Source organism: Caulobacter sp. FV2ye17ST (assembly GCF_058680955.1).
This window is the reverse complement of record NZ_CM178727.1, coordinates 160,109-186,547: the sequence shown is the minus strand read 5'-3', so window position 1 is coordinate 186,547 and position 26,439 is coordinate 160,109. Positions and strand designations below refer to the sequence as shown.

General features: G+C 67.9%; 23 protein-coding genes. 8 read left to right on the top strand and 15 right to left on the bottom strand.

From position 1 onward, the window contains the following. Positions 1 to 28: 28 nt before the first annotated feature. The 8 genes from ACW17V_RS00860 to ACW17V_RS00825 all read right to left on the bottom strand — a co-directional run bounded on the left by ACW17V_RS00860 (position 29) and on the right by ACW17V_RS00825 (position 10,899). Positions 29 to 658, bottom strand: coding sequence for a hypothetical protein (locus tag ACW17V_RS00860; protein WP_492107022.1), 630 nt, complete (start codon positions 656 to 658; stop codon positions 29 to 31). Between the two features lie 17 nt (positions 659 to 675). Beyond that, a complete protein-coding gene (locus tag ACW17V_RS00855) occupies positions 676 to 1,401 on the bottom strand; it encodes a DUF2490 domain-containing protein (RefSeq protein WP_492107021.1) in 726 nt (241 codons plus the stop codon). After that, entirely contained in the window at positions 1,365 to 2,048 is a 684-nt protein-coding gene (locus tag ACW17V_RS00850; protein WP_492107020.1) for an OmpW family outer membrane protein, read from the bottom strand. Before ACW17V_RS00850 ends, ACW17V_RS00855 begins: the two co-directional genes overlap by 37 nt. A gap of 319 nt (positions 2,049 to 2,367) precedes the next feature. After that, a complete protein-coding gene (locus tag ACW17V_RS00845; RefSeq protein ID WP_492107019.1) occupies positions 2,368 to 3,159 on the bottom strand; it encodes a SapC family protein in 792 nt (263 codons plus the stop codon). A gap of 165 nt (positions 3,160 to 3,324) precedes the next feature. Beyond that, complete coding sequence (locus ACW17V_RS00840; RefSeq protein ID WP_492107018.1) at positions 3,325 to 5,361, bottom strand: TonB-dependent receptor; 2,037 nt, start codon at positions 5,359 to 5,361, stop codon at positions 3,325 to 3,327. A 133-nt stretch (positions 5,362 to 5,494) separates the two neighbouring features. Then, positions 5,495 to 6,373 (bottom strand): N-carbamoylputrescine amidase, encoded by an 879-nt coding sequence (gene aguB / locus ACW17V_RS00835; RefSeq protein WP_492107017.1) that lies wholly within the window; start codon positions 6,371 to 6,373, stop codon positions 5,495 to 5,497. Beyond that, entirely contained in the window at positions 6,370 to 7,371 is a 1,002-nt protein-coding gene (locus tag ACW17V_RS00830) for an agmatine deiminase family protein (RefSeq protein WP_492107016.1), read from the bottom strand. Before ACW17V_RS00830 ends, aguB begins: the two co-directional genes overlap by 4 nt. Positions 7,372 to 7,536: 165 nt before the next feature. After that, a complete protein-coding gene (locus ACW17V_RS00825; protein ID WP_492107015.1) occupies positions 7,537 to 10,899 on the bottom strand; it encodes a TonB-dependent receptor in 3,363 nt (1,120 codons plus the stop codon). Positions 10,900 to 11,146: 247 nt separating this feature from the next. On the opposite strand from ACW17V_RS00825, the gene ACW17V_RS00820 reads away from it, so the two are divergent. Next, positions 11,147 to 12,697, top strand: a complete 1,551-nt coding sequence (locus ACW17V_RS00820; protein ID WP_492108854.1) for an ArnT family glycosyltransferase — start codon at positions 11,147 to 11,149, stop codon at positions 12,695 to 12,697. On the opposite strand, the gene ACW17V_RS00815 is transcribed toward ACW17V_RS00820, so the two are convergent. Together ACW17V_RS00815 and divL are read right to left on the bottom strand one after the other, a co-directional pair. Next, entirely contained in the window at positions 12,694 to 13,053 is a 360-nt protein-coding gene (locus ACW17V_RS00815; protein WP_492107014.1) for a DUF1304 domain-containing protein, read from the bottom strand. The two genes, ACW17V_RS00820 and ACW17V_RS00815, sit on opposite strands and share 4 nt — an antisense overlap. Before the next feature lie 12 nt (positions 13,054 to 13,065). Further along, positions 13,066 to 15,378: a cell cycle protein kinase DivL gene (gene divL / locus ACW17V_RS00810; RefSeq protein ID WP_492107013.1), complete on the bottom strand. Its 2,313-nt coding sequence runs from the start codon at positions 15,376 to 15,378 to the stop codon at positions 13,066 to 13,068. Positions 15,379 to 15,547: 169 nt separating this feature from the next. Between divL and ACW17V_RS00805 the strand changes: the two genes are divergently transcribed. Both ACW17V_RS00805 and ACW17V_RS00800 read left to right on the top strand, forming a co-directional pair. Continuing rightward, entirely contained in the window at positions 15,548 to 15,949 is a 402-nt protein-coding gene (locus ACW17V_RS00805) for a metallopeptidase family protein (RefSeq protein WP_492107012.1), read from the top strand. Next, on the top strand, positions 15,949 to 16,362 hold the full coding sequence (locus ACW17V_RS00800) for an SWIM zinc finger family protein (protein ID WP_492107011.1): 414 nt from the start codon (positions 15,949 to 15,951) through the stop codon (positions 16,360 to 16,362). The genes ACW17V_RS00805 and ACW17V_RS00800 overlap by 1 nt, the downstream gene beginning before the upstream one ends. 151 nt (positions 16,363 to 16,513) lie before the next feature. Here the strand turns inward: ACW17V_RS00800 and ACW17V_RS00795 are convergent, their stop codons facing one another. Then, positions 16,514 to 17,026 carry a GFA family protein gene (locus tag ACW17V_RS00795; protein ID WP_492107010.1) on the bottom strand — a complete coding sequence of 171 codons (513 nt, stop codon included), beginning with the start codon at positions 17,024 to 17,026 and terminating at the stop codon, positions 16,514 to 16,516. Between the two features lie 206 nt (positions 17,027 to 17,232). Beyond that, the gene (locus ACW17V_RS00790) at positions 17,233 to 17,574 is read right to left on the bottom strand and encodes an endonuclease domain-containing protein (protein ID WP_492107009.1); all 342 of its coding nucleotides are present in this window, start codon (positions 17,572 to 17,574) and stop codon (positions 17,233 to 17,235) included. Positions 17,575 to 17,860: 286 nt separating this feature from the next. Here ACW17V_RS00790 and ACW17V_RS00785 point away from each other — a divergent pair, with 286 nt between their 5' ends. Further along, positions 17,861 to 18,640 carry a retropepsin-like aspartic protease family protein gene (locus tag ACW17V_RS00785; protein ID WP_492107008.1) on the top strand — a complete coding sequence of 260 codons (780 nt, stop codon included), beginning with the start codon at positions 17,861 to 17,863 and terminating at the stop codon, positions 18,638 to 18,640. A gap of 823 nt (positions 18,641 to 19,463) precedes the next feature. Here ACW17V_RS00785 and ACW17V_RS00780 read toward each other — a convergent pair. Beyond that, positions 19,464 to 20,177, bottom strand: a complete 714-nt coding sequence (locus ACW17V_RS00780) for an NAD-dependent deacylase (protein WP_492107007.1) — start codon at positions 20,175 to 20,177, stop codon at positions 19,464 to 19,466. A gap of 142 nt (positions 20,178 to 20,319) precedes the next feature. Between ACW17V_RS00780 and ACW17V_RS00775 the strand changes: the two genes are divergently transcribed. From ACW17V_RS00775 to ACW17V_RS00765, 3 genes are all read left to right on the top strand, one after another. Next, the gene (locus tag ACW17V_RS00775; protein WP_492107006.1) at positions 20,320 to 21,447 is read left to right on the top strand and encodes a ferritin-like domain-containing protein; all 1,128 of its coding nucleotides are present in this window, start codon (positions 20,320 to 20,322) and stop codon (positions 21,445 to 21,447) included. 90 nt (positions 21,448 to 21,537) lie between these two features. Next, positions 21,538 to 22,068, top strand: a complete 531-nt coding sequence (locus tag ACW17V_RS00770; RefSeq protein WP_492107005.1) for a lipocalin family protein — start codon at positions 21,538 to 21,540, stop codon at positions 22,066 to 22,068. Positions 22,069 to 22,072: 4 nt separating this feature from the next. Next, complete coding sequence (locus tag ACW17V_RS00765; protein ID WP_492107004.1) at positions 22,073 to 22,606, top strand: lipocalin family protein; 534 nt, start codon at positions 22,073 to 22,075, stop codon at positions 22,604 to 22,606. Here ACW17V_RS00765 and ACW17V_RS00760 read toward each other — a convergent pair. Beyond that, positions 22,603 to 23,790 (bottom strand): hypothetical protein, encoded by a 1,188-nt coding sequence (locus ACW17V_RS00760; protein ID WP_492107003.1) that lies wholly within the window; start codon positions 23,788 to 23,790, stop codon positions 22,603 to 22,605. The genes ACW17V_RS00765 and ACW17V_RS00760 overlap by 4 nt on opposite strands. A gap of 185 nt (positions 23,791 to 23,975) precedes the next feature. On the opposite strand from ACW17V_RS00760, the gene mmcB reads away from it, so the two are divergent. Then, on the top strand, positions 23,976 to 24,428 hold the full coding sequence (mmcB, locus tag ACW17V_RS00755) for a DNA repair putative endonuclease MmcB (protein WP_492107002.1): 453 nt from the start codon (positions 23,976 to 23,978) through the stop codon (positions 24,426 to 24,428). On the opposite strand, the gene recQ is transcribed toward mmcB, so the two are convergent. Further along, positions 24,425 to 26,269 carry a DNA helicase RecQ gene (gene recQ / locus ACW17V_RS00750; RefSeq protein ID WP_492107001.1) on the bottom strand — a complete coding sequence of 615 codons (1,845 nt, stop codon included), beginning with the start codon at positions 26,267 to 26,269 and terminating at the stop codon, positions 24,425 to 24,427. The two genes, mmcB and recQ, sit on opposite strands and share 4 nt — an antisense overlap. Positions 26,270 to 26,439: the final 170 nt, after the last annotated feature.

The following is a 26,439-nucleotide window of genomic DNA, read 5'->3' as shown; positions in this document are numbered from 1 at the left end:
GATGCGCGATAGGGGAAACGCGCTCGCACTATCGCTTCCAGCCGTCGACGGCGTTGACCAGTGCGGCCACCTCAGCCGGGGCGATGCCGATGGTCAGACCCTCGCCGTGGTCATCCTTGAAGCGCACGCGCCAGGGGGTGCGATCGCCCGGCTTGTAGGCGGCGGCGATGTCGCGGATCACCTTTTCGGGCGCCTCGAACTCCACCGTCATGTGCTGGCCGCAGGTGGCCGTGCCGTCGGCGCCGCAATCCTCGCTCCAGCGGCGCACGGCCGCGGGCGCGATCTTCAGGAGACCATCGGCGGACCGGATGTTCACCTGTGTCACGTCGCGGCGAGCGCCGAAGTAGGTGAGATCATAGCTGACGCGCCAGGAAACGCCGGCGGCGGCGCCGTCGCGAGGCTTGCTGGCCTTGATGAAGCCGTCATGCACCGCCACGCCTCCGGTGTAGCCGCCCTTGCGGAACACCGGCTTGGTGCTGAACAGCACGTGGTCCTCGAGAGGATCATCGCGCACCTCGATGCGCTCGGCGATCGTTGCGGGCGACATCTTTGCCAGAGCCGAATGGATCGGCTTGTCGCCGACACCGGCCTGCGCCGCAGCGACGCCAACGACCAGGGCGAGCATGGTCGAGCCCAGGGTAATATCGAGCTTTTTCATAGCGTTGCTCTTTCTGCTCAGAATTGAAGATTGATCCAGACGGCCGCTGCGTGGGTCACCGCATCGGGTCCGGTTCGGAAGGCGCGCTGGTGCAGGTAGCCCGGCTCCAGCGTCACGGTCTTGGAGATGGGAACCGACACGCCGGCGAAGCTGCGCCAAAGGTGCAGCCCGTCACGCTGGCCCCAGGAGGTCTGGTTGAAGCCGACAAACGACTCGGTCCAGGCTACCCCGCGCACGCGGTCCTTGACCGGAGCGGTCACCCGAACCTGCTGACGAACACGCCAACCGGTCCCGTCGCGCCCCTCGACCCAACGCTGTTCCAGACGCGTCCGCCCTGTCAGCGTCAAACCCTTGCCGCCCCCCGCCAGCCGGTAGGACAGCTGCTGCCAGCCTCGGTGCTCCTCGGTCGCCGGACGGCCCTTGGGCGTGGACCGGATGTAGGCATAGCCCAGTGAAGCGGTCTTGGCGCCGTCCAGCCGCCAGCCCACCGATGGACGGACGATCAGCTGGCCCAGACGACTGGCGTCGTCGCTAAAGCGCACCTGACCGTCGACGCTCAGGACCACCTTGTCGTTCAGCGCCCCGGTAGCGTTGACGACCGACCAGACCTGGGTGTCTTCGTCGGTCGCGTGGGCTGCTCCAGCGCTGGCGAGCACGAGGCTCGCCAGCGCCAAGCCCACAGGAGCACGACCGCCCCGACGAAGGCCTAGAAGCGCCATATCACACCCGCGCTCGCCACCCACGGATCCAGCTGGTGCTCGGTCTCCAGGACCAGCTGACTGCCGGCGTGGAATCGAGCCGTGGTGTCGACGAAGTAGCGCTTCACGTCGATGCTGAGGCCGACGGCCTTGTCGCGGAGGGGGATATCCACACCCGCCTGCAGCGCCGCGCCGAACTCGCTGGAGAGGCCGACCTTGGTCGCGCCCAGGGCCCGCGCGCTGGCGCCGACGCCTTCGCCGAAGATCATGAAGTAAGCGGGGCCCGCGCCCACATAGGGCTTAACCCCACTCGCGAGCGGGAAGTGGTACTTCACCGTCACCGTGGCCGGGATGACCTCGGCGTTATCGATCAGCGCTGCGCCATTCAGCGCGCCTGCCCCTCGTACGTCGTGCTGCGTGAGGCAGCAGATCGTCTCGATCGAGATGCGCGGCGAGACGAAGTATTCCGCAGCGATGGTCGGGACCCAGGCGTCTTTGGCGCGAGTGTCGGACCCCGACGGCAAGCGCAGCCGGTCAAGATTGACCTGGGTGATTGCGCCATCGACGGCGACGTTCGTGGCCATCAGCTTGACCTGGAACTTGCCGGTCTCGGCGGCCTGTGCGCTCGCCCCCGCGCCGGCCAACCCCAAAAGCACTGTCGCGACCGCGACGACTGAAACGCTCTTACGCATTGTCTCCTGCCCTGTAGCGCGGGCCTTCGCCCGTGACGTCAGGACTAGAGATGGCGGGTGAACCCACCCTGTCGGCCAGATGAACGGCCCATTACAGCGCCAAAGCCTGGCATGCCGATGGGCTAACTCCCTATCCAGCCTCGGGAGTTAGGTTAGATGCTGAACTTTGGGCAAAGCCGCCCCTGGCGGCAGCCGCGCCGTACTGAGGAACCCCGGGGCCGCCAAGCCCCGGAAACGGAACCCGGGCTCAACCCAAGAAAAAAGGCGGCGAAGCCGAAGCCTCGCCGCCCTATTCCGAACCTCCCGAAGGAAGCCTGTCTTAGTTCACAGCCACGCCCGCCGCGGCCGCCTGGCGGACCATGGCGACGGCGATCAGGCGGTCCCAGCCGACCAGCGACACCAGGTGCGCATAGATCTGGGCCAGGGCGCCGTTGGTTTGCAGTTCGCGCAGCTTCTCGACCGGCAGGGCGTTCAGCTTCTCTTCCGACACGCCGTAATATTCGGCGACGGTCTGCGGCTGGCCAGGCTGGCCGGCGGCGTCGGTCGGGGTGAAGACGGCGGTCTTCAGCTCGAACAGGTCGTTGTCCTTCAGCAGCTGCACGAACGAGTCGGTGCGGCGGCGTTCGGCTTCGAAGTCATCGCAGAACTTGATGCAGTTCTGGGTGTATTCGGTGGGCTCGCCCTTCTCGTCGAACAGCTTGGTCTCGCCCTGTTCCGACAGCAGGCTGGAGCCCTTGTCGATGCAGACGATCAGGCGGTCCTGGCCCTCGTCATTGGCCAGCACGAACGGATAGCGGCGGATATAGGCGGGGATGTAGACGCCGGCGTCGATCGAGCCGTCGGCGTTGACGAACAGGTTCTCGCCGTTGTTCAGGCCCATGACGGCCAGGGGAACGCGGTCCTCGCCGGCGAAGATCACCGGGAACGACAGGGCGGCCGGCGCGAACTCGGTGACCGTCAGCGGCACGGCGGTGCCGGTGGCGGCGAAGCTGTAGGGCTTCTCGTTGTGAACGAGGGCCAGTTTGGCATGCTGCTCGCGGTTCAGCGGCTCAGGCGAGACGTAGAACAGAACGTTGCCGGAGATGCCGCCGGCGGACTGAGTCGATTCCATTGATAGCTCTACACAAAAGCTGAAAGGGCGGACCGCGCGAGCGGCCGTAAAGGCCTGGCGCTTCTAGCCGATCCCAGGCGCCCCGGCAATCGACCCGTCCCGACCGGGGATATCACGACCGCCCTTTCCACTGTCGAGCGAACGCCGTCCGCCCGACAAGGGTCTCTAGAAACGCCAGGCGACGCCCGCGCGCACCGAACGGCCGGCCGACGGGGCGATGTCCTTGAGGAACGAGGCGTGCTCGCGGATCTCCTCGTCGGTCAGGTTTCGGCCGTCCAGGAACACGCGCAGCTGGCCGTCGCCCTTCGGCTTCCAGGCCACGGAGGCGTTCAGCACCGTATAGGCGTCGGTGGGCAGCTCGCCTTCGGCGACGCGGTCCTGCTCGCCGACATGGCGGGCCTCGACACGGGCGGTCCAGAAGCGGGCGTCATAGATCGCCCGGCCGCTCACCGAATAGGACGGGATGCGGGCCGGCGGGCCCAGATCCGTCGCGCCGCGCACGAAGTCGCCGGAGGCTTCCAGGGTCAGGCTCTGGTCGTCCCTGCGCCACGCCTTGTAGCTGGTCTCGACCTCGAAGCCCCGGAAGTCGGCCTTGGTCTGGATGTACTGATAGACCGCCAGGCCGTCTTCCTCGGCGCCGGTCGGGCGCAGGTCGATGAAGCCGTCATAGCGGGCGGTGAATAGGTGCAGGTCGGCGCTCAGGCGCTCGCCGGTATAGTGGGCGGTGGCCTCCAGCGACCAGGCGGTCTCTTCCTCGAGGTCGGGATCGCCGATCTCGAAGCCGCGCGTAGCCACGTGCGGGCCCTCGGCATAGAGCTCGGCCTCGGTCGGGGCCCGGCTGTTGCGCGACAGGGCCACGCCGAAGAACACCGCGTCCGAGGGCCGGGTGAAGATCCCGACCGAACCGGAGAGGTTGGTGAAGTCGGCCTCGCCCTTCAGGCTGTCCAGGTTGCGATAGTCGATCCGCAGACCGCCCTCATAGCCCCAGCCGGCCTTCTCGACCCGCTGCTGGGTGAAGGCGCCGTATTCGGTGATCTTGGTCTTGGGCACATAGGCCTCGTCGCCCTGGGCGTCGAAGTTGCGGCGCAGGGCCTGGACGCCCACCGCGCCCTTCCAGCCGTCTCGCTCGGTCTGGACCAGCTCGACGCGACCCTCATAGCCGTCCGACATGAACTTGGTGCCGACCGCGTCGCCCTCGAACTCGGTGTGCTCATAGTCGGCGTGGCCGGCCGAGGCGCGCAGCTTGGCGAAGGGACCGAAAGGCTTGTTGTACTCGCCACGCAGGTCGACGCGGGTCTGGGTCAGGCCGATGGTGACCGGCCCCTCTTCCTCGACGCCCGGCTCCTCGTGAGCATGGCCGGGAACGCCGTAGGTGGTGTCGGTCTTCTTGACCGAGACGCCGATGAAGCCGTCAGCGCCGATATAGGAGACGCCGCCGCCATAGGCCTTCAGGTCGACCGCGGTATTGGCCAGCTTGCCGCCGCCGCCTTCGGCCGTCTCGCCTTCCAGGGCCAGCTGGCGGCGGGATTCGGGATAGACCGGGATCTCGTAGTCGTCGGCTTCGCGCTTGAGGCCATCCAGGGTCAGGACCAGCGGGCCGACCGCCGCGTGGATGGCGCCGGAAACGGCATAGCTGTCGTCGCCGGTCGCGCCGGAGGCCAGGAACCGGCCGCTGACGCCGCCGTCCGGGGCGCGGCTGGCGATGCGGTCGTCGATGATGTTGATCACCCCGCCGATGGCCGAGCCGCCATAGGCCAGGGCCGCCGGGCCGCGCAGCACCTCGATGCGCTCGGCCTCGCCGGGATCGGTGGCCACCTGATGGTCGGGCGACAGGGCGCTGGCGTCAATCTGGCCCACGCCATTGGTCAGCACCTGCACGCGGGGTCCCGCCAGGCCGCGCACCACCGGACGGCTGGCGCCGGCGCCGAAGGCCGTCGAGCGCACGCCGGGCATGCCGCTGAGCAGGTCGCCCAGACCGGTGGGAGGCGCGAGATCCAGATCGGTGCGGTCGACGATGGCGACGCTGGCGGTCAGGTTGTCGGCCGACACCGCATAGGGCGCGGCGGTGACCACCACCTTGGAGACCTCGACCTCCTGGCCGGCCGCCGGCGCGGTCCCGGCGGGGGCGACTTCGGCCTGGGCGGTGGCGGCGACGGTCAGGACCAGCAGGCTGACGGCGGAGAAACAAGCGCGACGGGGCATCGAACAATCCTGAACCTTGACCGGGGGACCGGTCTCGGTTGGAGTGTTATGAAATAACATATCTACTCGTCAAGCGGCTTCGCGCTCAACGCGCGCCCTTGCGCCCGGCGCCCGAAAACCGCGCAGTCTGGGCCTAGGCCGGACGCGGGCTGGCCAACGCGCCGTACAGGTCCGACCGCCGGTCGCGGAAAAAGCCCCAGGCCGCGCGGTGGGTGCGCAGGAAGTCGAGGTCGAACGACGCCGCCACCAGACCCTCGTCGTCGCGGCCCAGCTCGCTGACCAGATCACCGCGATGGTCGGCGATGAAGCTGGAGCCATAGAACTGCTGGCCGCCATTGGGATAGTTCTCCCAGGGCTCGAAGCCGATGCGGTTGGCGCCGATCACCGGGATGACATTGGCGACGGCGTGGCCCTGCATGGCCCGCTGCCACGGCAGGGTGGTGTTCAGCGTCGGGTCATGCGGCTCGCTGCCGATGGCGGTGGGATAGAACAGGGCCTCGGCGCCCATCAGGGCCATAGCGCGGGCGGCCTCGGGGTACCACTGGTCCCAGCAGATGCCGACGCCCAGCCGGCCAAAGCGGGTGTCCCAGACCTTGAAGCCGGTGTCGCCGGGGCGGAAATAGTACTTCTCCTGATAGCCGGGGCCGTCGGGGATATGGCTCTTGCGATAGAGGCCCAGCAGCGAGCCGTCGGCGTCGGCCATGACCACGCTGTTGAAATAGTGCGGGCCTTCGCGCTCGAAGATCGAGATCGGGATCACCACGCCCAGCTCGCCGGCCAGGGGCGCGATGGCCTTGACCACCGGATGCTCGCGCCACGGATGGGCCTCGGCGAACCACTTTTCTTCCTGCGTCACGCAGAAATACGGGCCCTGGAACAGCTCGGACGGCAGGATCACCTGCGCGCCGCCGGCGGCGGCCTGGCGGATGAAGCCCTCGGTCTTCTTGATATTGGCCTGCAGATCCATGCCGTAGGAGGTCTGGATCGCGGCGACGTTCAGGGTGCGGGTCATGCCGGCTCCTGCTGGCTGATGCAGTGGAACGAGCCGCCGCCGGTCAGGATGGCGGTCGAGGGTAAGCCGATGACCTCGCGCTCGGGGAACAGACCCTGGATCACCTCGACGGCGAAGGCGCCCGACTCCTCGGCATAGATCGGCACGATGACCGCCTCGTTGGCGATCAGGAAGTTCATGTGCGAGGCCGGGATCGGCTGGCCCTCGTCATCCAGAATGCGGCCCGGCGACGGGATGCGCACCACCTGCAGGGGCGAGCCGCGGCTGTCGGTCATGCCGGCCAGGGTGCGGGCGGTGTCGGCATAGACCTCGGCATTGGGATCGTCGGCGCCGAAGGCCATCGGACAGGCCACCACGCCCGGCGCGACGAAGCGGGCCAGGTTGTCGATATGGCCGTCGGTGTGGTCGTTCAGCAGGCCATCGCCCAGCCACAGCACCTTCTTGACGCCCAGCGCCTTCGACAGCGCGGCGAAGGCCTTGGCCTCGTCGAAGTCGCCATTGCGGTTCTCGTTGAGCAGGCACTGGCGGGTCGAGAGCACGGTGCCCAGACCGTCGTGGTCCAGCGAGCCGCCCTCCAGCACGAAGCCGTTGCGGGTCAGGGGCGTGCCCGAGGCGGCGGCGATCTGCTCGGCGACGATGTCGTCGCCCTCCATCTCGAACTTGCCGCCCCAGCCGTTGAACTCGAAGCCGGCGGCGATAGGGCCCTGCGCGGTCTCGACATAGATCGGGCCGGTGTCGCGCAGCCAGATGTCGCCGAACGTGCCGCGCACGATCTCGACCGTGGTGTCGGCCAGCAGGGCCCGGGCGGCGGCCTCGGCCTCGTCGCCCACCACCATCAGCCGCACGCGCTCGGCGCCGGGGCCGGCCAGGGCGCGGGCCAGATCGGCCACTTCCTTCTGGGCGACCGGAAGGTCTTCGCGCCACAGTTCGGCGTGGCTGGGAAAGCCCACCCACATCGCACGGTGCGGGGCCCACTCGGCGGGAACGGTCGGGGTCATGTGTCGAAAGCCTGGATCAAAACGGGAGGCGCAAATGGCCCTTGGGGGACCGGGGGTCAAGCAGGGGTTCTAGCAAATGACGTTTTCTAACAGATGGGGGCGACAAAACAAAAAGGGCGGCCCGTTGCGGGGCCGCCCTTCCTGTTGGTCGTGGTGACGAGTGGGTTAGAACTCGTAACGCAGCGAAACCTGCATCGTCCAGAGCGACTGGTTGATGTTGCGGCTCTTGTTCACCGAGGTCGGAACGCTCGAGTACCGGTAGGCCGGGCAGCTGGCGCTGTTGGCGGCGGTCAGGTTAGCGCCCGTCGCGCTCACGCACGCCACGCGGGCCAGGGTGTTGCCGTCGAAGTACTCTTCCACCTTGCCCCAGTCGCGGTCGATCAGGTTCAGCACGTTGCGGATGTCGAACTGGACCTTCAGCTTGTGGCCGTCGATCAGGGTCGGCAGTTCCTGGCTGAGCTGCAGGTCGAGGCGGTTCAGGTCCTTGTTGCGGTTGGAGTACTTGGGCAGAACGCCAGCATCCAGGCCGAACTGGTTCACATAACCGATGAAGCGGTCGCGGTTGGCCGCATCGACGAAGAACACGTTGCCGATTTGCAGGTCGGCGGTGTTGGTGTCGGCCTTGATGTCCGGCACGTACAGCAGCTGGGCGGCGCGGTTCACACCGAACACCGAGCTACGGCCCGAAGCGGCGTCCTGCATGGTGAAGCCGAACGGACGACCCGTGGTGCGCTCGCCGAACAGGGTGATGCGCGTCTCGTTATCGCCGAAGAACTTCTTCCGGTAGCCCAGTTCCAGCTTGTAGCGATCCTTGATCTCTTCCAGCGCGGTGCCGTAGGCGTCGCGGGCCGGATCCAGGCCGGCCGGAACGCTGTTGTACAGCGAGCCGGCGGTGGTGCCGAAGCGCAGGCCGGCGTTCGACTCGTCGATGTTCTGACGGGCGTAGCCGAGGCCCAGGTCCAGACCGAAGTCGAAGGACTTGGACAGGCTGACGCCGGCGGTGAAGGCTTCACCCTTGTCGACGTTGTTGGTGATCAGGTCGCGGTTGTCGCCCGGGTTGGTCGACGAAACGCCCTGGGCGGCGCGGTCCGAGGCCGACAGGGTCAGACCGTCATAGCGCGGACGACCGTCCGGGGTCAGGGCGCGTTGGCCGTTGATCACCAGCGCGCGAGCGCGGGCGTCGACGAAGGTCACGGCGTCCTGGGCCTGGGTGGCCACATATTGAACGTCCAGGTTCCAGCCGTCGTACACTTCCCAGTTGGCGCCGAAGTACAGCTTCCATTCAGCCGGCAGCTGGAAGGCCGGGTTCAGGGCGATGACTTCGTTGGACGGGCTGATGCCCGGGGTGCCGGCCAGGGTGCCTTCCTGGAACGACTTCACCAGGGTCGGGATCTGATAGCCGAAGCCCGAGAAGCTGTTGAGGTTGTCCAGGGCGGCGGCGCCGACAGCGGCGTTGAAGCCCGGGGTCACGCCCGACGAGGTCGAGGATTCCAGATAACCGTTGGCGCCCGTGCAGTTCGACGCGGCGGTGATGCAGCGGCGGATGGTGGTGCCGGCGATCTGATAGCCGTTGTTGTAGAACGGCGTGGCGAACAGCACTTCCGGCTGGCCGCCCGAGAACAGGCCAAAGCCCGCGTTCAGCTTCAGGCTGTCGGTCACGCGCCAGGTCGCCGAGACGCGCGGCATCAGGATGCTCAGGCCGTCCAGGGTGGTGGTGTTGGTGAAGCCGTTACGCGCGACGAAGTTGGGGTTTTCACCCGGGACGTCGTCCATCTTGATCCAGTCGAAGCGGAAGCCCGCCGTGACCTTGATGTCGTCGGTGACGTCCACCGAGTCCTGGGCGTACAGCGAGTGCTGCCAGTACTTGAAGTCGGCGGCGGCGTCGTTGGCGGTGCCGGTGACCGAGTTGCTGTAGGTCAGCGAGCTGGCGCGGCCGGCGGCGAAGTCGGCGATCGAGTCGAAGTAGTAGGTGCCGCGCGAGTTCGGCACGAACACGTTGAACACTTCCTTCTTCGAGCCCTGGTAGCCGAACTTGAAGACGTGATCGTCCATCGAATAGGTCGCCGTGCCCTGGAACACCGCTTCCTGGATGTCCAGTTGGTTGGCGTGGCGGAACGCGTCAGGTCCGAAGCGGATCGACGAATTGCCAACGGCGCAGCTGGTGATCGAGGCGTTGGTCGGGGCGGTGTCGGCGTTCTGCGCGGCGCAGATGGTCACGTCCGAATAGTTCTGGCCGCTCTTGGGGTTCTGGCCCTTGACCCAGTCGCGATAGGTGGCGCGAACGGTCGTCGACAGACGATCGGTCCAGTCCGAGTTGATCTCGAGGGTGGTGCCTTCGTCCAGATAGGTCGCGTCATACCAGTGCGAGTCGAGCGCGGCCGTGGTGGTGCCCAGGTCGGTCCGCGAGGTGAACTGCGACTCGGCGCGGCGATAGCTGAGGCTGGCGCGATGCTGGTCGTTGATGTTCCAGTCGATCTTGGCCGAGTACTTCTTGTCGGTGACCGGGGTGGAACGCAGGATCGAGCCGGCGTCGAAGTCGCTGGCGTAACCGCTGTTATAGATGCTGACGACCTGGTCGATCGTGGCCTGGGTCAGGCCGTTGGAGAAGCTGTTGGCGAAACCCGCGCCAACCGGACCGGTGTTGGTGGTGTCGAGGGTTTCGTACTTCTCGTACGAGCCGGCGAAGAACAGCTTGTCCTTCCAGATCGGGCCCGACAGGAAGCCGCCGTAGTTCTTCTGGCTGATCAGCTGCGAGACGCGCGACGGGCCGATGTGCCTACCGACCAGGCCTTCGTTCAGATAGTTGATGAAGGCGCTGCCGTGGAAGTCGTTGCCGCCCGAGCGCAGGACGATGTTCAGGGCGCCGCCCGTGAACGAGCCGTTCTCGACGTCGGTCGGAACGGCCGCGATGCTGAACTGCTCGATGGCGTCCAGCGAGATCGGGCCGCGCGCGGTGGGCAGGCCGCCGGTTTCCAGGCCGTAGGGGTCCTGGGCGGCGACGCCGTCGATGACGATGCGGTTGGTGCGCGGGTTCGAACCGGCGATCGAGATGCCGCCGTCGTTACGGATGTTCTGCGAAACCAGGATGTCGCGGCGGGCCAGGTCGCGAACGTCGCGGCTGACCGAAACAACCGCTTCGATCGCGTCGCGGTTCAGGGTGGTCTTGGGACCGCCTTCGTCATTGCCGCCAGCCGACGCGGTAACCACAACGGCTTCGACCGCGTTGGCGGCCAGGTCGACGTCGACGCGCTGGGTGTCGGCGAGCGTCAGATAGACGTCGGTGATCTTCTTGCCTTCCAGGCCCGGGGCCTGGACGGTGATTTCGTAGGGGCCGCCGACGCGGAGGCCGCGGGCGTCATAGGTGCCGTTTTCGCCCGAAACCGTCGTCGAGCGCGTGCCCGACGGGGTGTGAACGATGGTGACCGCAGCGCCGGCGACCGGCGCTCCGCCTTCACCCGTCACGGCGCCGCGAACGGCCGCGGTGGTTTCCTGGGCGTACACCGCGCTGGACGCGGCGAGCGCGAGCACGGTAAGGGCTGCCCCACTGGCGAGCCTTTTCATAGAAATCATTGCAATCCCCTCATTCTGGCGCGCTCTCGACACAAAAGAGAAACATCGCACCCCATGTTAGCGGCTTCCTTAGCCGTCCTTTTCGAAGGTTTGGTGACGGAAAGGCCACGCCGGGCCACAAACCCTCCGCCATCGGCGCCTTTGCAACACATTTGGTCAGGACTTTCTTACTTGTGCCGGAGAACTCAGCGTGGCGCTTGATGAAATGACGCAACCGGACGCTGCGCGGGCCTGGCGACTGACGCTCTGCATGGTGGGCGTGCTGACGATCCTGCGGCTCGCCGCCCTGTTCGCCACGCCATTCGAACTCTACCCGGACGAAGCCCAGTACTGGCTGTGGTCGCGGACGCTGGACTTCGGCTATTTCTCCAAGCCGCCGATGATCGCCTGGCTGATCTGGGCCACCACCGCCATCGGGGGCGACTCCGAGGCCTGGGTGCGGATTTCTGCGCTGTTCCTGCACGGCGGGACGGCCCTGATCATCGCCCGCATCGCCGGCAGGCTCTATGGCGGCTGGACCGGCCTGGCGGCGGCGGCGCTCTATGCCCTGATGCCCGCCATCCAGCTGTCGTCGGGCGTGATCACCACCGACGCGCCGCTGCTGTTTTTCCTGTCCCTGACGATCTGGGCCTATGTGTCGCTGCCCGCGCTGGAGGCCCGCCGCAGACTGCCGGTCGCCGCCGCCCTGGGCGCCGCCCTGGGCCTGGCCTTCCTGTCGAAATATGCGGCGGTCTATGTGCTGGCCGGCCTGGCCGCCCACCTGGCCGCCTCACGCGAGGCGCGGCAGGTCTGGACCCTGCCGATGGCCGCCGCCGCCCTGGCCGCCCTGGCGATCGTCTTCTCGCCCAACCTGGTCTGGAACCTGACCCACCATTTCGCGACGCTGGAGCACACCGCCTCCAACGCCAACTGGAACGCCCGCAAGCTGTTCAACATCCGTGAGCTGATGGAATTCATCGGCTCGCAGTTCGGCGTCTTCGGCCCCATCCCCTTCGCCGTGCTGGTCGGCGGCGCGATCGGTATGGGCGCGCGGCGCAGGCTCCAGCCCGCCGACATGCTGCTACTGTGCCTGGCGGCGCCGCCGCTGCTGACCGTGGCGGCCCAGGCCTTCGTGTCGCGCGCCAACGCCAACTGGGCCGGCGTGGCCTATATCGCCGGCTCGATCCTGGCGGCGGCCTGGCTGCTGCGCTGGAACGCCCGCCGCTGGCTGATCGCCGCCGTCGCCATCCAGGCGGCGTTCTGCGCCGTCTTCATCGCCTGCATGGTCAATCCGCGCCTGGCCGACACCCTGGGCGCGGCCAACAGCTTCAAGCGCGTGCGCGGCTGGGAGCAGGGGGCCGAGACGATCATCGCGCGGGCCCGCGAGGAACAGGCCGCCGGCGGTCTGACCAGCATCGCCATGGACGACCGCTTCCTGTTCAATGTCACCGCCTATTACGGCCGCGACTATTTCAGCGCGCCGGGCGCCCCGCCGCTGAAGATGTGGGTGCATGAGGCTCGGCCCCAGAACCAGGCCGAGACCGAGGCCCCGCTGACCGCCGCCTTCGGCCGTCGCACCCTGATCGCCAGCCTGGAGGGCGACTACCGCGCCGAGATCGAGCAGGACTTCGCGCGCACCTCAGGGCTCGAAATCGTCCGCGTTCGCCTGGATCGCAAGCATGTGCGGCGCACCGACCTGTTCATCGCCGAGGACTTCCGCCCCCTGCCCCGCGATCCGGTCACCGGCCTGCCGCCCAGGCCGAAGGGCGAGCGTTAGGCCAGCCAGCCCAGCACGAGCGCAACCACCGCCGGAACGGTCTGGATCAGCAGGATCGACTTCTTGACCGTCACCGCGCCCCAGACGCCGGCCACGGCCACGCAGACCAAGCCAAAGGTCTTGAACGCCGAAGCCGTCACCGGGTCGGGATAGAACAGTCCGATCGCCAGCGCCGCGACCAGGAAGCCATTGTAGCAGCCCTGGTTCGACATCGCCGGCTTGAGCACGACGGCGGCCTCGTCGGTCAGACCGAAGGCCTTCTTGCCCCGGCTGTCGAACAGCACCGTCTCCAGAAGCACGATATAGATGTGGATCAGCAGGACGAGACCGGCGGCGATCTGGGCGGCGAGTAGCATGGCGCGACCTTCTTAGAACGACAGTTCAGGCTGCATGGCGCCCGGCTGCTGGGTCTCGGGCAGGTGGCAGGTGAAGGTCGAGCCCGAGCCCGGCTCGCTCTCCAGCGCCACCCAGCCGCCGTGCAGCTCGACCAGCGCCTTGACCAGGGCCAGGCCCAGGCCCGGGCCGCCGCGATCGCGGCCGACGAAGCGGTCGAAGATATGGGCCTGGACGTGGAACGGCACGCCGCGCCCGGTGTCCTTGACGTCCAGCCGCACCTCGCCCAGCGCCCGGCGGGCCGAGAGCGTGACGATGCCGTCCGGCGGCGTCTGGCGCAGGGCGTTCTCGACCAGATGGTCCAGGGTCTGGGACAGGCGTTTCAGGTCGCCGCGGATCAGGCCGACATCCTCGTCGCACTCGATGTTCAGGGTTACGCCGCCCAGGGTGGCGTCCTTCATCGCCCGCTCGCGGGCGTCGACCAGCAGGTCGCCGACGCGGATGTCCTCGATCTCCAGGGCCATCTCGCCGGCGTCGATCTGGGCCATGTCCAGCACGTCGTCGATCGAGCGGGCCAGCTGGGTGGCGGCGGCGCGGACAGCGGCCACATGGTTGCGGCCCCGCTCGTGCAGGCCGTCGGCCCGCTCCAGCAGCTCCGAATAGCCGATGATCGTCGTCAGCGGGGTGCGCAGCTCGTAGGAGACATTGCCCACGAAGTCGCGCTTCAGCCGCTCGGCCTCGGCCAGGGCGGCCGAGCGATCGGCCAGGGCGCTTTGCAGGTCGCGGGTGTCGGTGACGTCGGTGAAGCCGATCAGGGTCGCGCCATCGGGCAGCGGCCGGCTTTGATACAGCACGATGCGCCCGTCCGAGGTGCGCACCTCGCCCGAGGTCGGAGCCCGCATCTGCGGATCGGGATCGGCGACGCGGCCCTTCAGCTCGCGCCAGAAGGCCAGGTCGTGCAGGCGCGGGACGCACAGGTCGACCACGCCCTCGAAATCGACCGCCGCCTCGAGAGCCTGGGCGGTGACGTTCCAGAAGCTCTCGAACGCCTCGTTGTGCAGCCGCAGCCGGCCGTCGGAGCCGAACACCGCGACGGCGTCGTTCAGCTTGTCCAGCGTGGCCTGCTGCACCTGGATCAGGGCGTTGTACTGGGCCTTGAGTTTCAGCTCGCCGGTGATGTCGGAATAGAGCAGCAGCATGCCGCCCAGCGGGTGCGGCTGACGCACCAGCTTCAGGGTCCGGCCGTCGGGCAGGCCCCACATGTCGTCGGCCTGGGGACCCAGGTCCTCGTAGTGGGCCAGTTCCTCGGCTTTCCACTTGGCGTAGTCGATGGTCTCGGGCAGGCGGCGGCGCTGGCGCAGGCGGTCGAGGATCTCGCCATGGGTCGGGCGGTCGGCCAGCCAGGCGGGCTCCAGCCCCCAAAGCTCGGCGAAGGCGGTGTTGTGGAACGCCAGGCGCCGGGTCTGGCTGAAGATCGCCACGGCGTCGGCGATGTGGTTCAGCGTCTCGTCATGGGCCTCGACATGCTTGCGCAGGGCGTCGCGGACATCCTCGATCTCGGTGACGTCGCTGCAGAACACCCCCACCCCGCCGCCGTCCAGCGCCTTGGCGGCAACGCGGAAGGCCCGGCGGCGGCCGTCGACATTGACCCAGCGCAGGGCCTCGCGGCGCTCGCCCGAGGTCGCGGCCTCGACAGCCAGGGCGTCGGCGGCGCGGTCGAAGGTCTTGCCGCCCTGGGCGGCGGTCGCGGCCGAGGGCGCGTCCACGGCGCGCAGATAGGCGGCGTTGCCCCAGACCGGCGCGCCGTCGGCGCTGGAGATCCAGGCCGGCTCGACCAGGCCGTCGACAAAGGCGGCGAAGCGGGCGGCCGACGGGAGGCCGGCCTCGTTGGAGACCACCGCCGCCAGACGCAGCCAGGCCAGGGCCCCGGCCGCGCGGCCCTCGACCGAGACGGAACCGGCCAGACCCTGGGCCTCGAAGGCGCAGGGCTCGCCGCGCTCGAACAGGCCGCGCAGGCGTGTGGTGTGGTCAGGATCCAGCAGCATCAGGGCGGCCACCACCTCCTGGGCCCGCGCCTCGCAGCCCAGCACCACGGCGCAGGCGCCCAGGCTGTCGGCGCCGGACACGAGGGCGGCCCGGCCGTCCTCGACCGAGATCAGGGCGCTGTCGAAGGCTTCCGCCGAGGCTTGAGCCGCCAGGGCGCCGCTCTCCAGACTGGACAGCCGGCTCTGCAGCACGGCCAGCCTGGCCTCGAATCGTCGACGCTGGGCCAAAGCCCACAACGTCGCGCAAATGGCGAGGCAGACCGCGCCGGCCGCCGCCGCGAGGATCAGTTCATGCGAAGTCATCAGGCCGGTCGCTAAAGCCCCAGGCAGCCCACGAAGGCGGGTCCGCGAATCAGAATCACAGATTAGTCGGGCCGTGACCAGAGCGCGACCGGAACGGCTGTCGCAGGTTGTGTCGCATGTCGCGTTTCGGGCGACTGGCGAAACCGGCCAATCAGTCTATCTGAGAGCCATGGACTGGACCTCTCGCCCCGCCCCGTCGCTCGACGAATTCGCCGCCCTCGCACAGGCCGCCTTCAAGGCCCTGCCCGAGCCGTTCGCCGGCCTGTCAGCCGATGTCGGGATCCGCATCGAGGATTTCGCCGCCGAAGACGTGCTCGATGACCTGGGCATCGAGGACCCGTTCGAGCTGACCGGTCTCTATCAGGGTGTCGATCTGGGCCGCCGCTCGGTGCTCGACTCCGGCGTCCACCCGTCGATGGTGTTCCTGTATCGCCGCCCGATCCTCGACGAATGGTGCGAGCGCGGCGACGTCACCCTGGGCGAGCTGATCAGCCATGTGCTGGTCCACGAGATCGGCCACCATTTCGGCCTGTCCGACGACGACATCCACCGCATCGAGGACGACGCCTGATGACCCCGCCCCGCTTCGACCTCGACGCCTTCCGCGACCGGATGAGCGAGGGCTCGTTCGCCAACGGCCTGGACCTGGCCCAGGACGGCTCGGTCACGCTGATCGCCCTCGAGGACGAGATTGTCACCGCCCATGTCCAGGGCGGCGAGCTCTATGTGGTCGAGCTGCGTCCGCCGGCCGAAGGAAGCTGCACCTGCCCGGGCTTCGACAAGTTCGGGGCCTGCAAGCATCAGGTCGGCGTGGCGGCGGCGGTCAACGCGCTGGACACGGCCGGCCTGCAGAAGGCCCAGAGCCGCATGGCCCGCCTGCGCGACGGCCTGGCCCTGGAAAGCCAGGACGCCCTGATCGAGCGGCTGGTGGAACTGGCCAGGTTGCGGCCGGACGTTCTGGCGGGGCTTGAGGGCGGGCTATAAAAATCTCCGCTCTCCCCGGCGAAAGCCGGGGCCCAGATCGAACCCAGAGCATCGCGGGCCTGGCATGGGCCGAACGGCGCATCATCCCCAGACGCTCAGGCTGAATCTGGGCCCCGGCCTTCGCCGGGGAGAGCGGTTCTAAAATCGCCCCCTAAACCACATCCGACCAGTCATCGGCCCGCCGCTTCGGCTTGCGCCGGGGCCGCTCCCACATCACGCCGGGATAGCCCTTCAGCGGCGCCAGCGGCTCGCCCGTCCAGGCCCAGTCCGGCGCCTGCTCGATCGCCGTGTGATACCGCGCCTCGCGGCCGGTGCGCTCGACGAACAGGGCGCGAGGGATGTTGACCATGGTCGGCGCCCGCTGGCGCTCATACAGCATCGGCGTGCCGCACAGGCCGCAGAAGCTGCGGATCGTCCCGGCCTGCGCGTCCTCGAACCGGGTCAGGACCTCGGCGCCCTGCAGGATGCGAAACCGGCTGCGATAGCTGCCGACATAGGTCGCATAGGCCGCGCCCTGAGCGTGTCGGCTGGCCGCCGAGTGGTCATGCCAGGCCCAGCGGGCGGGCACGTCGATCTCCAGCTTCACCGCCCCGCAGACGCACTGGCCGCCGGCCTGGACGGCGGAGGCCTTGGCGGTCTTGGGGCGGGGCTGGGCTTTGCGCATGGGGGGCCTTAGGTGGGCGGTTTCTGAAGTGGCCCGGTCGTGCTGGATGGCGCCGCGCGCCCAGCCAGCCCTTCATCTCTTGGAGGCAGCAGCGTGCCGGACTGGACCGGTCAGTCAAGGCCCGGTCTGCGGCGAGGTCGCTAGCCTTAACCCTCTCTCTTTGAGAGAGGGAGGGGCCCGCCGCGAAGCGGTGGGAGGGTGAGAGGTTACAGCTTGGCAGAACGGAGCACCGCCAGGATGTCGTCCGATACGCCGCCGGGATCGGTCAGCACCCGCTCGTTGGGAAACCGCAGAACAACATAGCCAAACAGCTCCAACGTCTGAGTCCGGCGCTCGTCATGGTCCTCGCGCCCCTCATGCGCCGCGCCGTCCAGCTCCACGATTACCTTGGCCGCCTCACAGACGAAGTCTGCGAAGTAGCGATCAATCGCGACCTGCCTCAGGAACCTGAACCCACCCAGACGACGGTTGCGAACAAGGGTCCAGAGCGTTCGCTCCGCCAGCGTCTGGTTCCGGCGAAGGCGACGGGCGTTGGCGGTCTTGTCCATGGCGAGAGCATGGTCTGAGAGGCGCAGGGCGCTCAACGACAGGAATCGAGATTTCTCCGGCCAGCGGTGAAACCTCTCACCCTCCCACCGCCTGCGGCGGCGGGCCCCTCCCTCTCTCTATGAGAGAGGGTTTCGATCAAGGCGCCCATGCCCTCCCATGGCAGGCGTGCTCGACCTATGGCAACGTGAGGCATGGCAGAAAACTCTGGAGCTAGAGCGCCAATAACCAATCGGCTCGTGTCGACATATGGCCGACCCCGCACTCAAGAGACCTAGCGAAGCCCCTATGCCAAACCCGGACGACCCCTGGAAACCCACCCCGCCAGACCAACCGCCAGCGCCCGAGTCCGACTCCGACCGCGGCCGCCCCGTCCTGTGGCTGCTCTTCATCGCCGCCGTCATCGGCATCATCATCGCCATGGCCCGCGCCTTCCCCGAGGCGGTGCGCACCCCCGATGACTGGAGCTATGTGATCTACGGCCTGGGCATGGTGGTGCTGGTCACCTCCGGCCTGTTCCGGATCCGAAGCCGTCTTCAGGTTGCCCAACATCTGCGCCACGCAGCGATCTGGGCCGGGATCGTCGCCGTGCTGGCCCTGGGCTTCGCCTATGCCGACGAGCTGGAGGGCGTGTCGAACCGTGTGCGGATCGCCTTCAGCGGCGGGGCGCCCGTGGCGACGGCCGAGCGCGAGCTGGTCATTCCGCGTGACGAGACGGGGTCGTTCGTCATCGTCGCCCAGGTGAACGGCCAGCGCGTGCGCTTCCTGGTCGACACCGGCGCCACCGAGACCGTGCTCAGCCCCGATGACGCCCGCCGGCTGGGCGTGGACCCCGACGCCCTGCGCTATGACCGCCAGTCCGAGACCGCCAACGGCATGGGCTATGGCGCGACCCATGTGGTCGAGCGGCTGGAGGTCGGGGCCATCCGGTTCGACGCCTTTCCCATGGTGGTCAACAAGGCCCCGATGAGCACCTCGCTGCTGGGCATGAGCTTTCTGGACCGGCTGGAGTCGTACGAGGTTCGGGGACGGACCCTGACTCTGAAATGGCGGGGCGAGGCGGCCTGATTGCGGGGCCCGACCACGGGGATAGCGAGCGCGCCATCCTCGGATATGGACGGGGATAGACGCCGCAAATCCTCCCCCTGAAGGGGGAGGCGGCCGGAGGCCGGTGGGGGAACACCGCATTGATTCAGCAGCACTTCCCCCTCCGATCGCTGCGCGATCGCCTCCCCCGCTAGGGGGAGGACTTGTATGGGCGTTCAGACAATCGACGCAGCCCCCCTGAAACCTCCCGTATTCTGTACCCACCTCGTCGCGAGGAAAGGGCGCAAGGCCAGCGACCATTGCGGCGGCGGGGGGTGATCGAGCGGGACTGGGGTCGAGGGGGATACTCGACCGGTCCGGGGATCTGGTTGCTGGCCAGACCCGCCCGCCGTCGGCGTGGATGAGGACAGACGGGTGTGTTCATTAGTCATTAGATTGGCTCGCCCGCCTCGACCGCTGAGCGGTTCCGGAAACGGAGCGGCCCGGCTCCCGGTAAGGCCTGAACAGGGCCACCTGACGGGACGCTGATGGATAACGGTCACGCGGAGCGAACGGCTTCGTCGAAACGGTATTTTCTATCTCTCATCCGGACGTGGTCCGGACGCTCCGCGACCCTTTCCATCGCCATCGCAGCGAAAGCGCGGGGGTGCGAACGCATGCCTTCTCCCTTCCCCCTTGGATGGGGGAAGGGCGGGGATGGGGGTGACCCCGCCGGACGATTTCACGCAAGGCCAGCCACATCCTGAACCGCTGTCACCCCCATCCCCAACCCTTCCCCCATCGAGGGGGAAGGGGGTCGAGCAGGTGACGGAGGCCAGTGACGAGCCCCGACCAAGGAGCCCCCTCAATCCCCCAGCACCTCGTCCACCCACTGGCTCACCCTCTGCGTCGCCGGACCATAGAGCCGCCGGTCGAAGGCGTGGGCGTTGTCGGATCGCGTCACATTGATCTCGCAGGTCGGGATGCCCAGGGCCCGCGCCTCGGCCACGAAGCCGGCGGCCGGATAGACCGAGCCGGACGTGCCGATGGCCACGAACAGGTCGGCCTCCTCCAGCGCCTGGTTGATCTGGTCCATGAACATCGGCAGCTCGCCGAACCACACCACGTCCGGCCGGGTGGCGCCGACCGTTCCGCATTCCGGGCAGACCTGACGGGCGGTCAGCGGACCCCGGTCGATCCAGTCGCCCGAGCACTGGGTGCAGCGGGTGGCGGTCAGCCGGCCATGCATGTGGACGACCCGCTGGCTGCCGGCCTTTTCATGCAGGTCGTCGACGTTCTGGGTGCAGAGAAAGACCCAGCCGCCCGCGGCGGTCATCTCGCGCTCCAGCCGGGCCAGGGCGATGTGGGCGGCGTTGGGCGCGGCGATCTCCAGGATCTTGCGGCGGGCCGAATAGAAGTCGCGCACCCGGCCGGGGTCCCTGGCGAAACCCTCGGGCGTGGCCAGCTGGGCCAGGTCGTTCTGGGTCCACAGGCCGTCGGAATCGCGAAAGGTCTTCAGGCCGCTCTCGGCCGAGACCCCCGCGCCGGTCAGGATGAAGATGTTCAGCGGCTGGACCATGTCAGCCTTTTCGCCTTTCGCACGAACCTGACGCGCCCGTCATTTTTAATTTGACCCATCCGCGAGATTGAGTTGACAGTGTTTAGATCGTTGGAGGCTGGCGCAAGACCCGCCCCGACCCAAGCCACCGGAGGAGCCCCCCATGACGGACAAGAACATCACCAAGGACGCCATGTACGACGCGGTGGCGCCGGACGATTTCGAGTCGATGCTCGAACTGGACCGCTACAACAACCGCTCCACGGCCTTCGACAAGATCATTTCGGCGACCCATGACCACTTCTGGGATCCGCTGGACAAGGCCTATATCGATTTCGACGTGCCGTTCGACATGGAGAACCAGGCCCTGGTGCCCGAGGATCTCGTGATCGCCCTGTCGACCGATTACGTCTCCAACCACCTCAGCGATCCCAAGACGCGCATCCGCTTCATCAACCAGTCGGTGCTGCGCAGCTTCTCGTCGATCCTGCATGGCGAGCAGGGCGCGCTGAACCTGTCGGCCAGCCTGTGCCATGTGCTCAAGGACCAGGGCGCGCAGGAATACGCCGCCAACCAGACCCGCGAAGAGGCCCGCCACGTCACGGCCTTCGCCAAATATATCAAGACCCGCTGGGGCCGCCCGGTCGAATGCGGCCCGGCCCTGAAGACCCTGCTGGTCGAGATCATCGGCGCGCCCGAGGTCTACAAGAAGATCATCGGGATGCAGATGCTGGTCGAGGGTCTGGCCATGGGCGCCTTCGCCACCTTCTACAACCAGATCAACGATCCGGTCGGCAAGAAGATGCTGCAGCTGGTGATGACCGACGAGGCCTTCCACCACAAGTTCGGCAAGATCTGGGCTGACCGCACGGTGCCCAAGCTGTCGGCCGAAGAGCACGCGATCATCGAGGACTGGGCGGCGCACTGCTTCCAGACCCTGCTGTTCAACCTGGTTTCGCCGCACCAGCAGCTGGACCTCTACGCCGAATTTGGCCTGGATCCCGACAAGGTGGTCGAGGAGTACGGGAAGATCATGACCGACGACGTGCGTCGCGAGGCCATGAAGGAGCAGACCAACATCTTCCGGGTGCTGGTCAAGACGCTGCTGAACGCCGGCATCATCACCGACCGCACGAAGGCCTTCTACGCCATGTATGTCGACCTCGACGAGCTGCGCGGCGAGGGCGAGCGGATGGTGGGCGACGACATCGCCGAGGAGGGCATCCGCCACCTGCAGGCCATCAACTTCAAGGACCGTCCGGTCGGCGCGATCAGCATCGCCGCCGAATAGGCGCCTTCGCGCCGGAGATCAGGCCGCCCGCCCCCGGAACAGGGGCGGGCGGTTTGCGTTTGAGTTCCCTTGTTGGCAAGGTTTCCACCCATGCGCAGTCTCCCCTCGATGATCACCGGCGCGCTGCTCTGCGCCGCCGTGGCGGGCTCGGCCCTCGCCGCCGCCCAGCCCCCGGCCAAGGGCGTCTCGGCTGCGTTCTACACCGGCAAATGGTACGAGATCGCCCGCACGCCGAACGCCGGCCAGCGCGACTGCCAGGCGGCGACCACCCAGTTCACCACCACCAGCGACAGCGGCTTCAAGGTCGTGCAGATCTGCCGCAAGGGCTCGGCCTCGGGCGCGGCCAAGACCTTCAACACCACCGGCAAGATCGTCACCGGAACGCCGAAGAACGCCAAGTTCTCGATGAGCTTCCTGGGCGGCCTGAAGAAGCAGGAATACTGGGTGCTGGACCGCGCCGATGACCAGTCCTGGGCGATCATGGCCACGCCGGGCGGCAACTACGTATGGCTGCTGTCACGCCAGCCGGACATGCCTTCGGACGTCAGGGCGGCAGCCCTGTCGCGGGTCAAGGCGCTGGGCTACGCCGAACTCGAATTCCCCGCCCATCCGGACGTCTGATCACATGAAACCCTGGACCCTCACCCTGACCCTGCCCCTGCTGCTGGCCGCCTGCGTGGCGGGGCCCAGCGGCAATCCCAACCCGCCCCAGCCGGCCAAGGCCGTGGAACTGGATCGCTATCTGGGCCTCTGGTACGAGGTCGCCCGCTACGACATGCGGTTCGAGAAGGGCTGCGAAGGCGTCACCGCCGAGTATTCCAAGCGCCCCGACGGCCTGATCCGGGTGCTCAACACCTGTCACCAGGGCGCGCTGGACGGTCCGGTCAAGAGCAGCGAAGGCCGGGCCAGGGTTGTCGATACGGCCACCAACGCCAAGCTGAAGGTCTCGTTCTTCGGTCCGTTCTGGGGCGACTACTGGGTCATGGACCACGCCGATGACTACAGCTGGAGCATCGTCGGCGAGGGCTCGGGCAAGTATCTCTGGCTCCTGACCCGCAAGCCGCCCACCGACCTGGAGCGCGAGGCCCTGACCGCCCGGGCCAAGGCCATGGGCTATGACGTCTCGATGCTGCGACCGACCCTGCAACCCGCGCCTTAAGGCCGCTTGCCCGGCCAGGTGAGATAGCCATTGGCGTCACGGCCGGCGTAGCGGACCTCCGGCGGCGGGAGGGTCCGCGACGGCGGCGCCTCATAGGGCCGGGCGTAGGGGTATTCCGCATAGGGCGGGAGGGGCTGGGCTGGCGACGACTCCCGGCGAGGCTCCACCTGCGCATAGGCAGCGGCCGGCGAAGCGGGCGGAAGGCTTGATGTCGGCCGTGAGGCCACGACAGGAGCAGGCGCGGCCGCGACGATCGGTGCGCGACGCTCAATCTGCGGCGGCGCAGGCCGGGGCAGAGGCTCGGCGTATGCGGCCGGCGGCGAAAGGCGCTGAGGGCCCGGCGATGGCGACGCCGCTGGCGCAACGGGCGTCAGCACGGCAGTGGCGACGGGCCTGATCGGCGGCGCGCGGTATTCGACCTGCGAGGGCTCGGCAGGACGCGGGAGCGGCGCGATGGCGAAAGTCTGAGCGTCGCGAGGGAGCTGGCGAGAGATCTCCGCCAGGCGCGTGGTCGGCAGATAGAGCGACCTCATGCCGATCTTCAATTGCTCGATGCAGGCTTCCCGTGCGGTCGCGAAATGATCCCTGAGGTTGTCGCCCTTGTCGGTAGGCCGCGAGACCTCGGGAATCTTGATCACCGGCGCCGCCCAACGACATTCGGTCTCGACCGCCACGACCCCCGTAAGCCCGTCGACGATCCGCAGGCTGGCCATATAGCTGGCTTCCTGCCGACCGGCGTCGATGGACGAGCCGGCGAGGTCCCACCGCACGGTGCGGATATCGACGATATAGCGCGCGCCGTCGGCGACCTTGGCGATCGCCTTTGGACGTTCTCCCTTGATACTCATGGGCTGTTCCGTCGTGACCGCCCCGCGCTGCTCGGCGAGAATTCGGGCCACATCACGAGACATCCCCGTGGCGGGATCAACAAGCTGATGCTTCTCGACCAGGTTGGCGCCGGAGACGTGCTCGATCACCGCCTTGGTCGCCACCAGCGCCAGGGCGCCCACCAGACCGCCCTGCACCACCGTGGGCGTAAACGCGCCGTTGGTCATGCTCGCCTGCTTGCGCTCGGTGAAGGCGATGACCTCGGGGTTCGTCCGCAGGACCTCCGCCGGAAGCTTCGAACGGGAAGAGGCCGCGTGCGACAGGTTGGGCGCGGCGCCGACGGCTGAGATTGCCATGGCCGTCACAACAAAGACTTTTCTCACCACACCCGTCCCAGGTCACTGCCGCCACGCTTGATGCCTCCGGGCTATTGCGCCGAAAGGTTGTGGTCAAAGCGTCGCGCTCACGGCGGGAACCCGGCTCGCCCGGCGGGACGCTATTTAACCTTGATCCGCGAACAAAGCTGGAACAGGATCGCGTCATGGACGTCGTGATCGACCTGCGCCCGTCGCGGCCCGAGACCACCGACGCGGTCACCCGAGGGGCCGCGAGGTTCCTGGTGTCGCTGGGCTATGCGCCCCTGGCCGAGGTGACCCTGCCCAACGGTCGCCGCGCCGACCTCATGGCCCTGGGCCCCAAGGGCGATATCCTGATCGTCGAGGTCAAGTCGGGGCTGGAAGACTTCCGCATCGACCGCAAATGGCCGGAATACGCGCCCTATTGCGACGCCTTCTATTTCGCGGTCGCCCCGCATTTTCCGGACGGCATCCTGCCGGAGGAGCCAGGGATGATCGTGGCCGACGCCTTTGGCGGCGCCGTGATCCGCGAGGCGCCGGTCGCGCCGCTGGCGCCGGCCCGGCGCAAGGCCCTGACCCTGGCCTTCGCACGGCTGGGCGCGATGCGGGCCAGTGGCGTCGTCACCGATCGCCTCTAGTTGTCGCGAACCACCTTCAGCACCGCCTCGCCATAACGATCCAGCTTGCCCTGCCCCACCCCGCCGGCCTTGGCCAGGGCGGGCAGGCTGGCCGGTCGCGCGGCGGCGATCTCGGCCAGGGTGGCGTCGTGGAAGATCACATAGGGCGGCACATGCTGGGACTGGGCCTGTTCGCGGCGCCAGGACCGCAGGGCCTCGAACAGGGCCTGGTTCTCCAGCGGCACGGTCAGGGCCTTGCCCTCGCGGCGCTTGCGCGGCGCGCCGGAGCGGGTGGTCGGATCGGACGCCTCCACCTGCTGGCGCAGACTGACCCGGCGCTCGCCGCGATAGACGGCCTTGACGCCCTCGACCTCGCCCAGACCGATCAGGGGGCGGCCATCATTGGGGTCCTCGCGCAGCAGCCCCTCGAACACCAGGGTGTCGAGCAGGTCGCGCCAGGTCGCCGGGCTGAACTCGCGGCCGATGCCGAAGGTCGACATCTGGGCCTCCTGCGGGGTGACGTCCTTGGTCTTGCCCAGCAGGTGGTCGACCAGGCGACCACGCCCGAAGCGTCCGCCCAGGCGGTGGGCGGCCGACAGCGCCTTCTGGGCCGCCTCGGTGGCGTCCACGCCCTTGGGCGGCGAGGTGCAGATATCGCAGACCCCGCAGACGGCCACGCCCTCCTCGCCGAAATAGCGCCGCACGGCGGCGGCGCGGCAGGTGACGCCTTCCAGCATCGAATAAAACTGGCGCAGCTTGCGGGTCTGGACCTGGCGCACCTCGTCGGGCGCTTCGCGGGCCTCGATGCGCTTGCTAGCCCAGGCCATGTCGGCGGAGCCATAAAGTGTGATGCCCTCGGCCGGCTGTCCGTCGCGGCCGGCCCGCCCGATCTCCTGCCAGTAGGCCTCGATGGCGGCGGGCGGGTCGGCATGGATCACGAAGCGGACGTCGGGCTTGTCGACGCCCATGCCGAACGCGATCGTCGCCACCATCACCGCGGCGTCGGCTTCGAGGAACTCCTCCAGCCGACGGGCGCGAACGTTCTTGTCGAGGCCGGCGTGGTAGGCGAGCGCGGGGATACCCTGGGCGATCAGCTTCTCGGCCAGCTTCTCGGTGGAGTCGCGACTGCCGGCATAGACCACGCCGGCCCGGCCGGGGCGTTCGAGCACAAGCTCCACTACCCGGTCATGGCCCTTGCCGCGCTTGCGTTCGGCGTTCAGCGCCAGTTCGGGGCGGGCAAAGCTGTCGACGAACTCGGCCGCGCCCTCAAGGCGCAGTTCGGCGCGGATGTCGTCGCGGGTCCGGGCGTCGGCGGTGGCGGTGACGGCCAGGCGCGGGACGTTCGGGAAGACCTCGGCGATGCGGCCCAGCATCCGGTATTCGGGCCGGAAATCGTGGCCCCACTGGCTGACGCAGTGGGCTTCGTCGACGGCGACGAGGGCCAGGTTCAGCCGCGACAGCCGGTCCAGCATCGACGGCTGCATCAGACCTTCAGGCGACAGGTACAGCAGGTCGAGCTGGCCCTCGTCGATGCGCCGCCAGATATCGGCGCGCTCGGCGGGCAGGGTGTTTGAGTCCAGCCGCTCGGCCGCGACACCGGCCTGCTGCAGTCCCGCCACCTGGTCGGCCATCAGGGCGATCAGCGGCGAAACCACCAAACCAAGGCCCGGCCGGATCAGGGCGGGGATCTGGTAGCACAGGCTCTTGCCGCCGCCGGTGGGCAGCACGGCCATGGCGCTGCGCCCGGCCAGCAGCTCGCCGATCACGCCAGCCTGCAGACCTCTGAAGTCAGCATGGCCGAACGTCCGGCGCAGGACGTCGCGGGCGGTGTCGAGAGGGGTGGAATCAACGATCGTGGGCACGGCGGACTTGTGACAGCGGGGATGCGCAGCGCCAAGCCATTCCTCGCACGGCGACCGGAAGCCAGATCACCTCACTCAACTCCAAATGGCAATATCTGAAATACGCCATCGCGCCACAAGAGCGCCGCCTTCGGCGTTCATCTCTCGTCAATCTTGTCGCGCGTTTTGTG

Excerpts from the sequence above, each read along its gene's own strand:
- ACW17V_RS00860 (WP_492107022.1), bottom strand. The coding sequence starts at position 658 with ATGAAAAAGCTCGATATTACCCTGGGCTCGACCATGCTCGCCCTGGTC.
- ACW17V_RS00850 (WP_492107020.1), bottom strand. The coding sequence starts at position 2,048 with ATGCGTAAGAGCGTTTCAGTCGTCGCGGTCGCGACAGTGCTTTTGGGG.
- ACW17V_RS00845 (WP_492107019.1), bottom strand. The coding sequence starts at position 3,159 with ATGGAATCGACTCAGTCCGCCGGCGGCATCTCCGGCAACGTTCTGTTC.
- ACW17V_RS00840 (WP_492107018.1), bottom strand. The coding sequence starts at position 5,361 with ATGCCCCGTCGCGCTTGTTTCTCCGCCGTCAGCCTGCTGGTCCTGACC.
- aguB (WP_492107017.1), bottom strand. The coding sequence starts at position 6,373 with ATGACCCGCACCCTGAACGTCGCCGCGATCCAGACCTCCTACGGCATG.
- ACW17V_RS00830 (WP_492107016.1), bottom strand. The coding sequence starts at position 7,371 with ATGACCCCGACCGTTCCCGCCGAGTGGGCCCCGCACCGTGCGATGTGG.
- ACW17V_RS00820 (WP_492108854.1), top strand. The coding sequence starts at position 11,147 with ATGACGCAACCGGACGCTGCGCGGGCCTGGCGACTGACGCTCTGCATG.
- ACW17V_RS00815 (WP_492107014.1), bottom strand. The coding sequence starts at position 13,053 with ATGCTACTCGCCGCCCAGATCGCCGCCGGTCTCGTCCTGCTGATCCAC.
- divL (WP_492107013.1), bottom strand. The coding sequence starts at position 15,378 with ATGACTTCGCATGAACTGATCCTCGCGGCGGCGGCCGGCGCGGTCTGC.
- ACW17V_RS00805 (WP_492107012.1), top strand. The coding sequence starts at position 15,548 with ATGGACTGGACCTCTCGCCCCGCCCCGTCGCTCGACGAATTCGCCGCC.
- ACW17V_RS00800 (WP_492107011.1), top strand. The coding sequence starts at position 15,949 with ATGACCCCGCCCCGCTTCGACCTCGACGCCTTCCGCGACCGGATGAGC.
- ACW17V_RS00795 (WP_492107010.1), bottom strand. The coding sequence starts at position 17,026 with ATGCGCAAAGCCCAGCCCCGCCCCAAGACCGCCAAGGCCTCCGCCGTC.
- ACW17V_RS00790 (WP_492107009.1), bottom strand. The coding sequence starts at position 17,574 with ATGGACAAGACCGCCAACGCCCGTCGCCTTCGCCGGAACCAGACGCTG.
- ACW17V_RS00785 (WP_492107008.1), top strand. The coding sequence starts at position 17,861 with ATGCCAAACCCGGACGACCCCTGGAAACCCACCCCGCCAGACCAACCG.
- ACW17V_RS00780 (WP_492107007.1), bottom strand. The coding sequence starts at position 20,177 with ATGGTCCAGCCGCTGAACATCTTCATCCTGACCGGCGCGGGGGTCTCG.
- ACW17V_RS00775 (WP_492107006.1), top strand. The coding sequence starts at position 20,320 with ATGACGGACAAGAACATCACCAAGGACGCCATGTACGACGCGGTGGCG.
- ACW17V_RS00770 (WP_492107005.1), top strand. The coding sequence starts at position 21,538 with ATGCGCAGTCTCCCCTCGATGATCACCGGCGCGCTGCTCTGCGCCGCC.
- ACW17V_RS00765 (WP_492107004.1), top strand. The coding sequence starts at position 22,073 with ATGAAACCCTGGACCCTCACCCTGACCCTGCCCCTGCTGCTGGCCGCC.
- ACW17V_RS00760 (WP_492107003.1), bottom strand. The coding sequence starts at position 23,790 with ATGGCAATCTCAGCCGTCGGCGCCGCGCCCAACCTGTCGCACGCGGCC.
- mmcB (WP_492107002.1), top strand. The coding sequence starts at position 23,976 with ATGGACGTCGTGATCGACCTGCGCCCGTCGCGGCCCGAGACCACCGAC.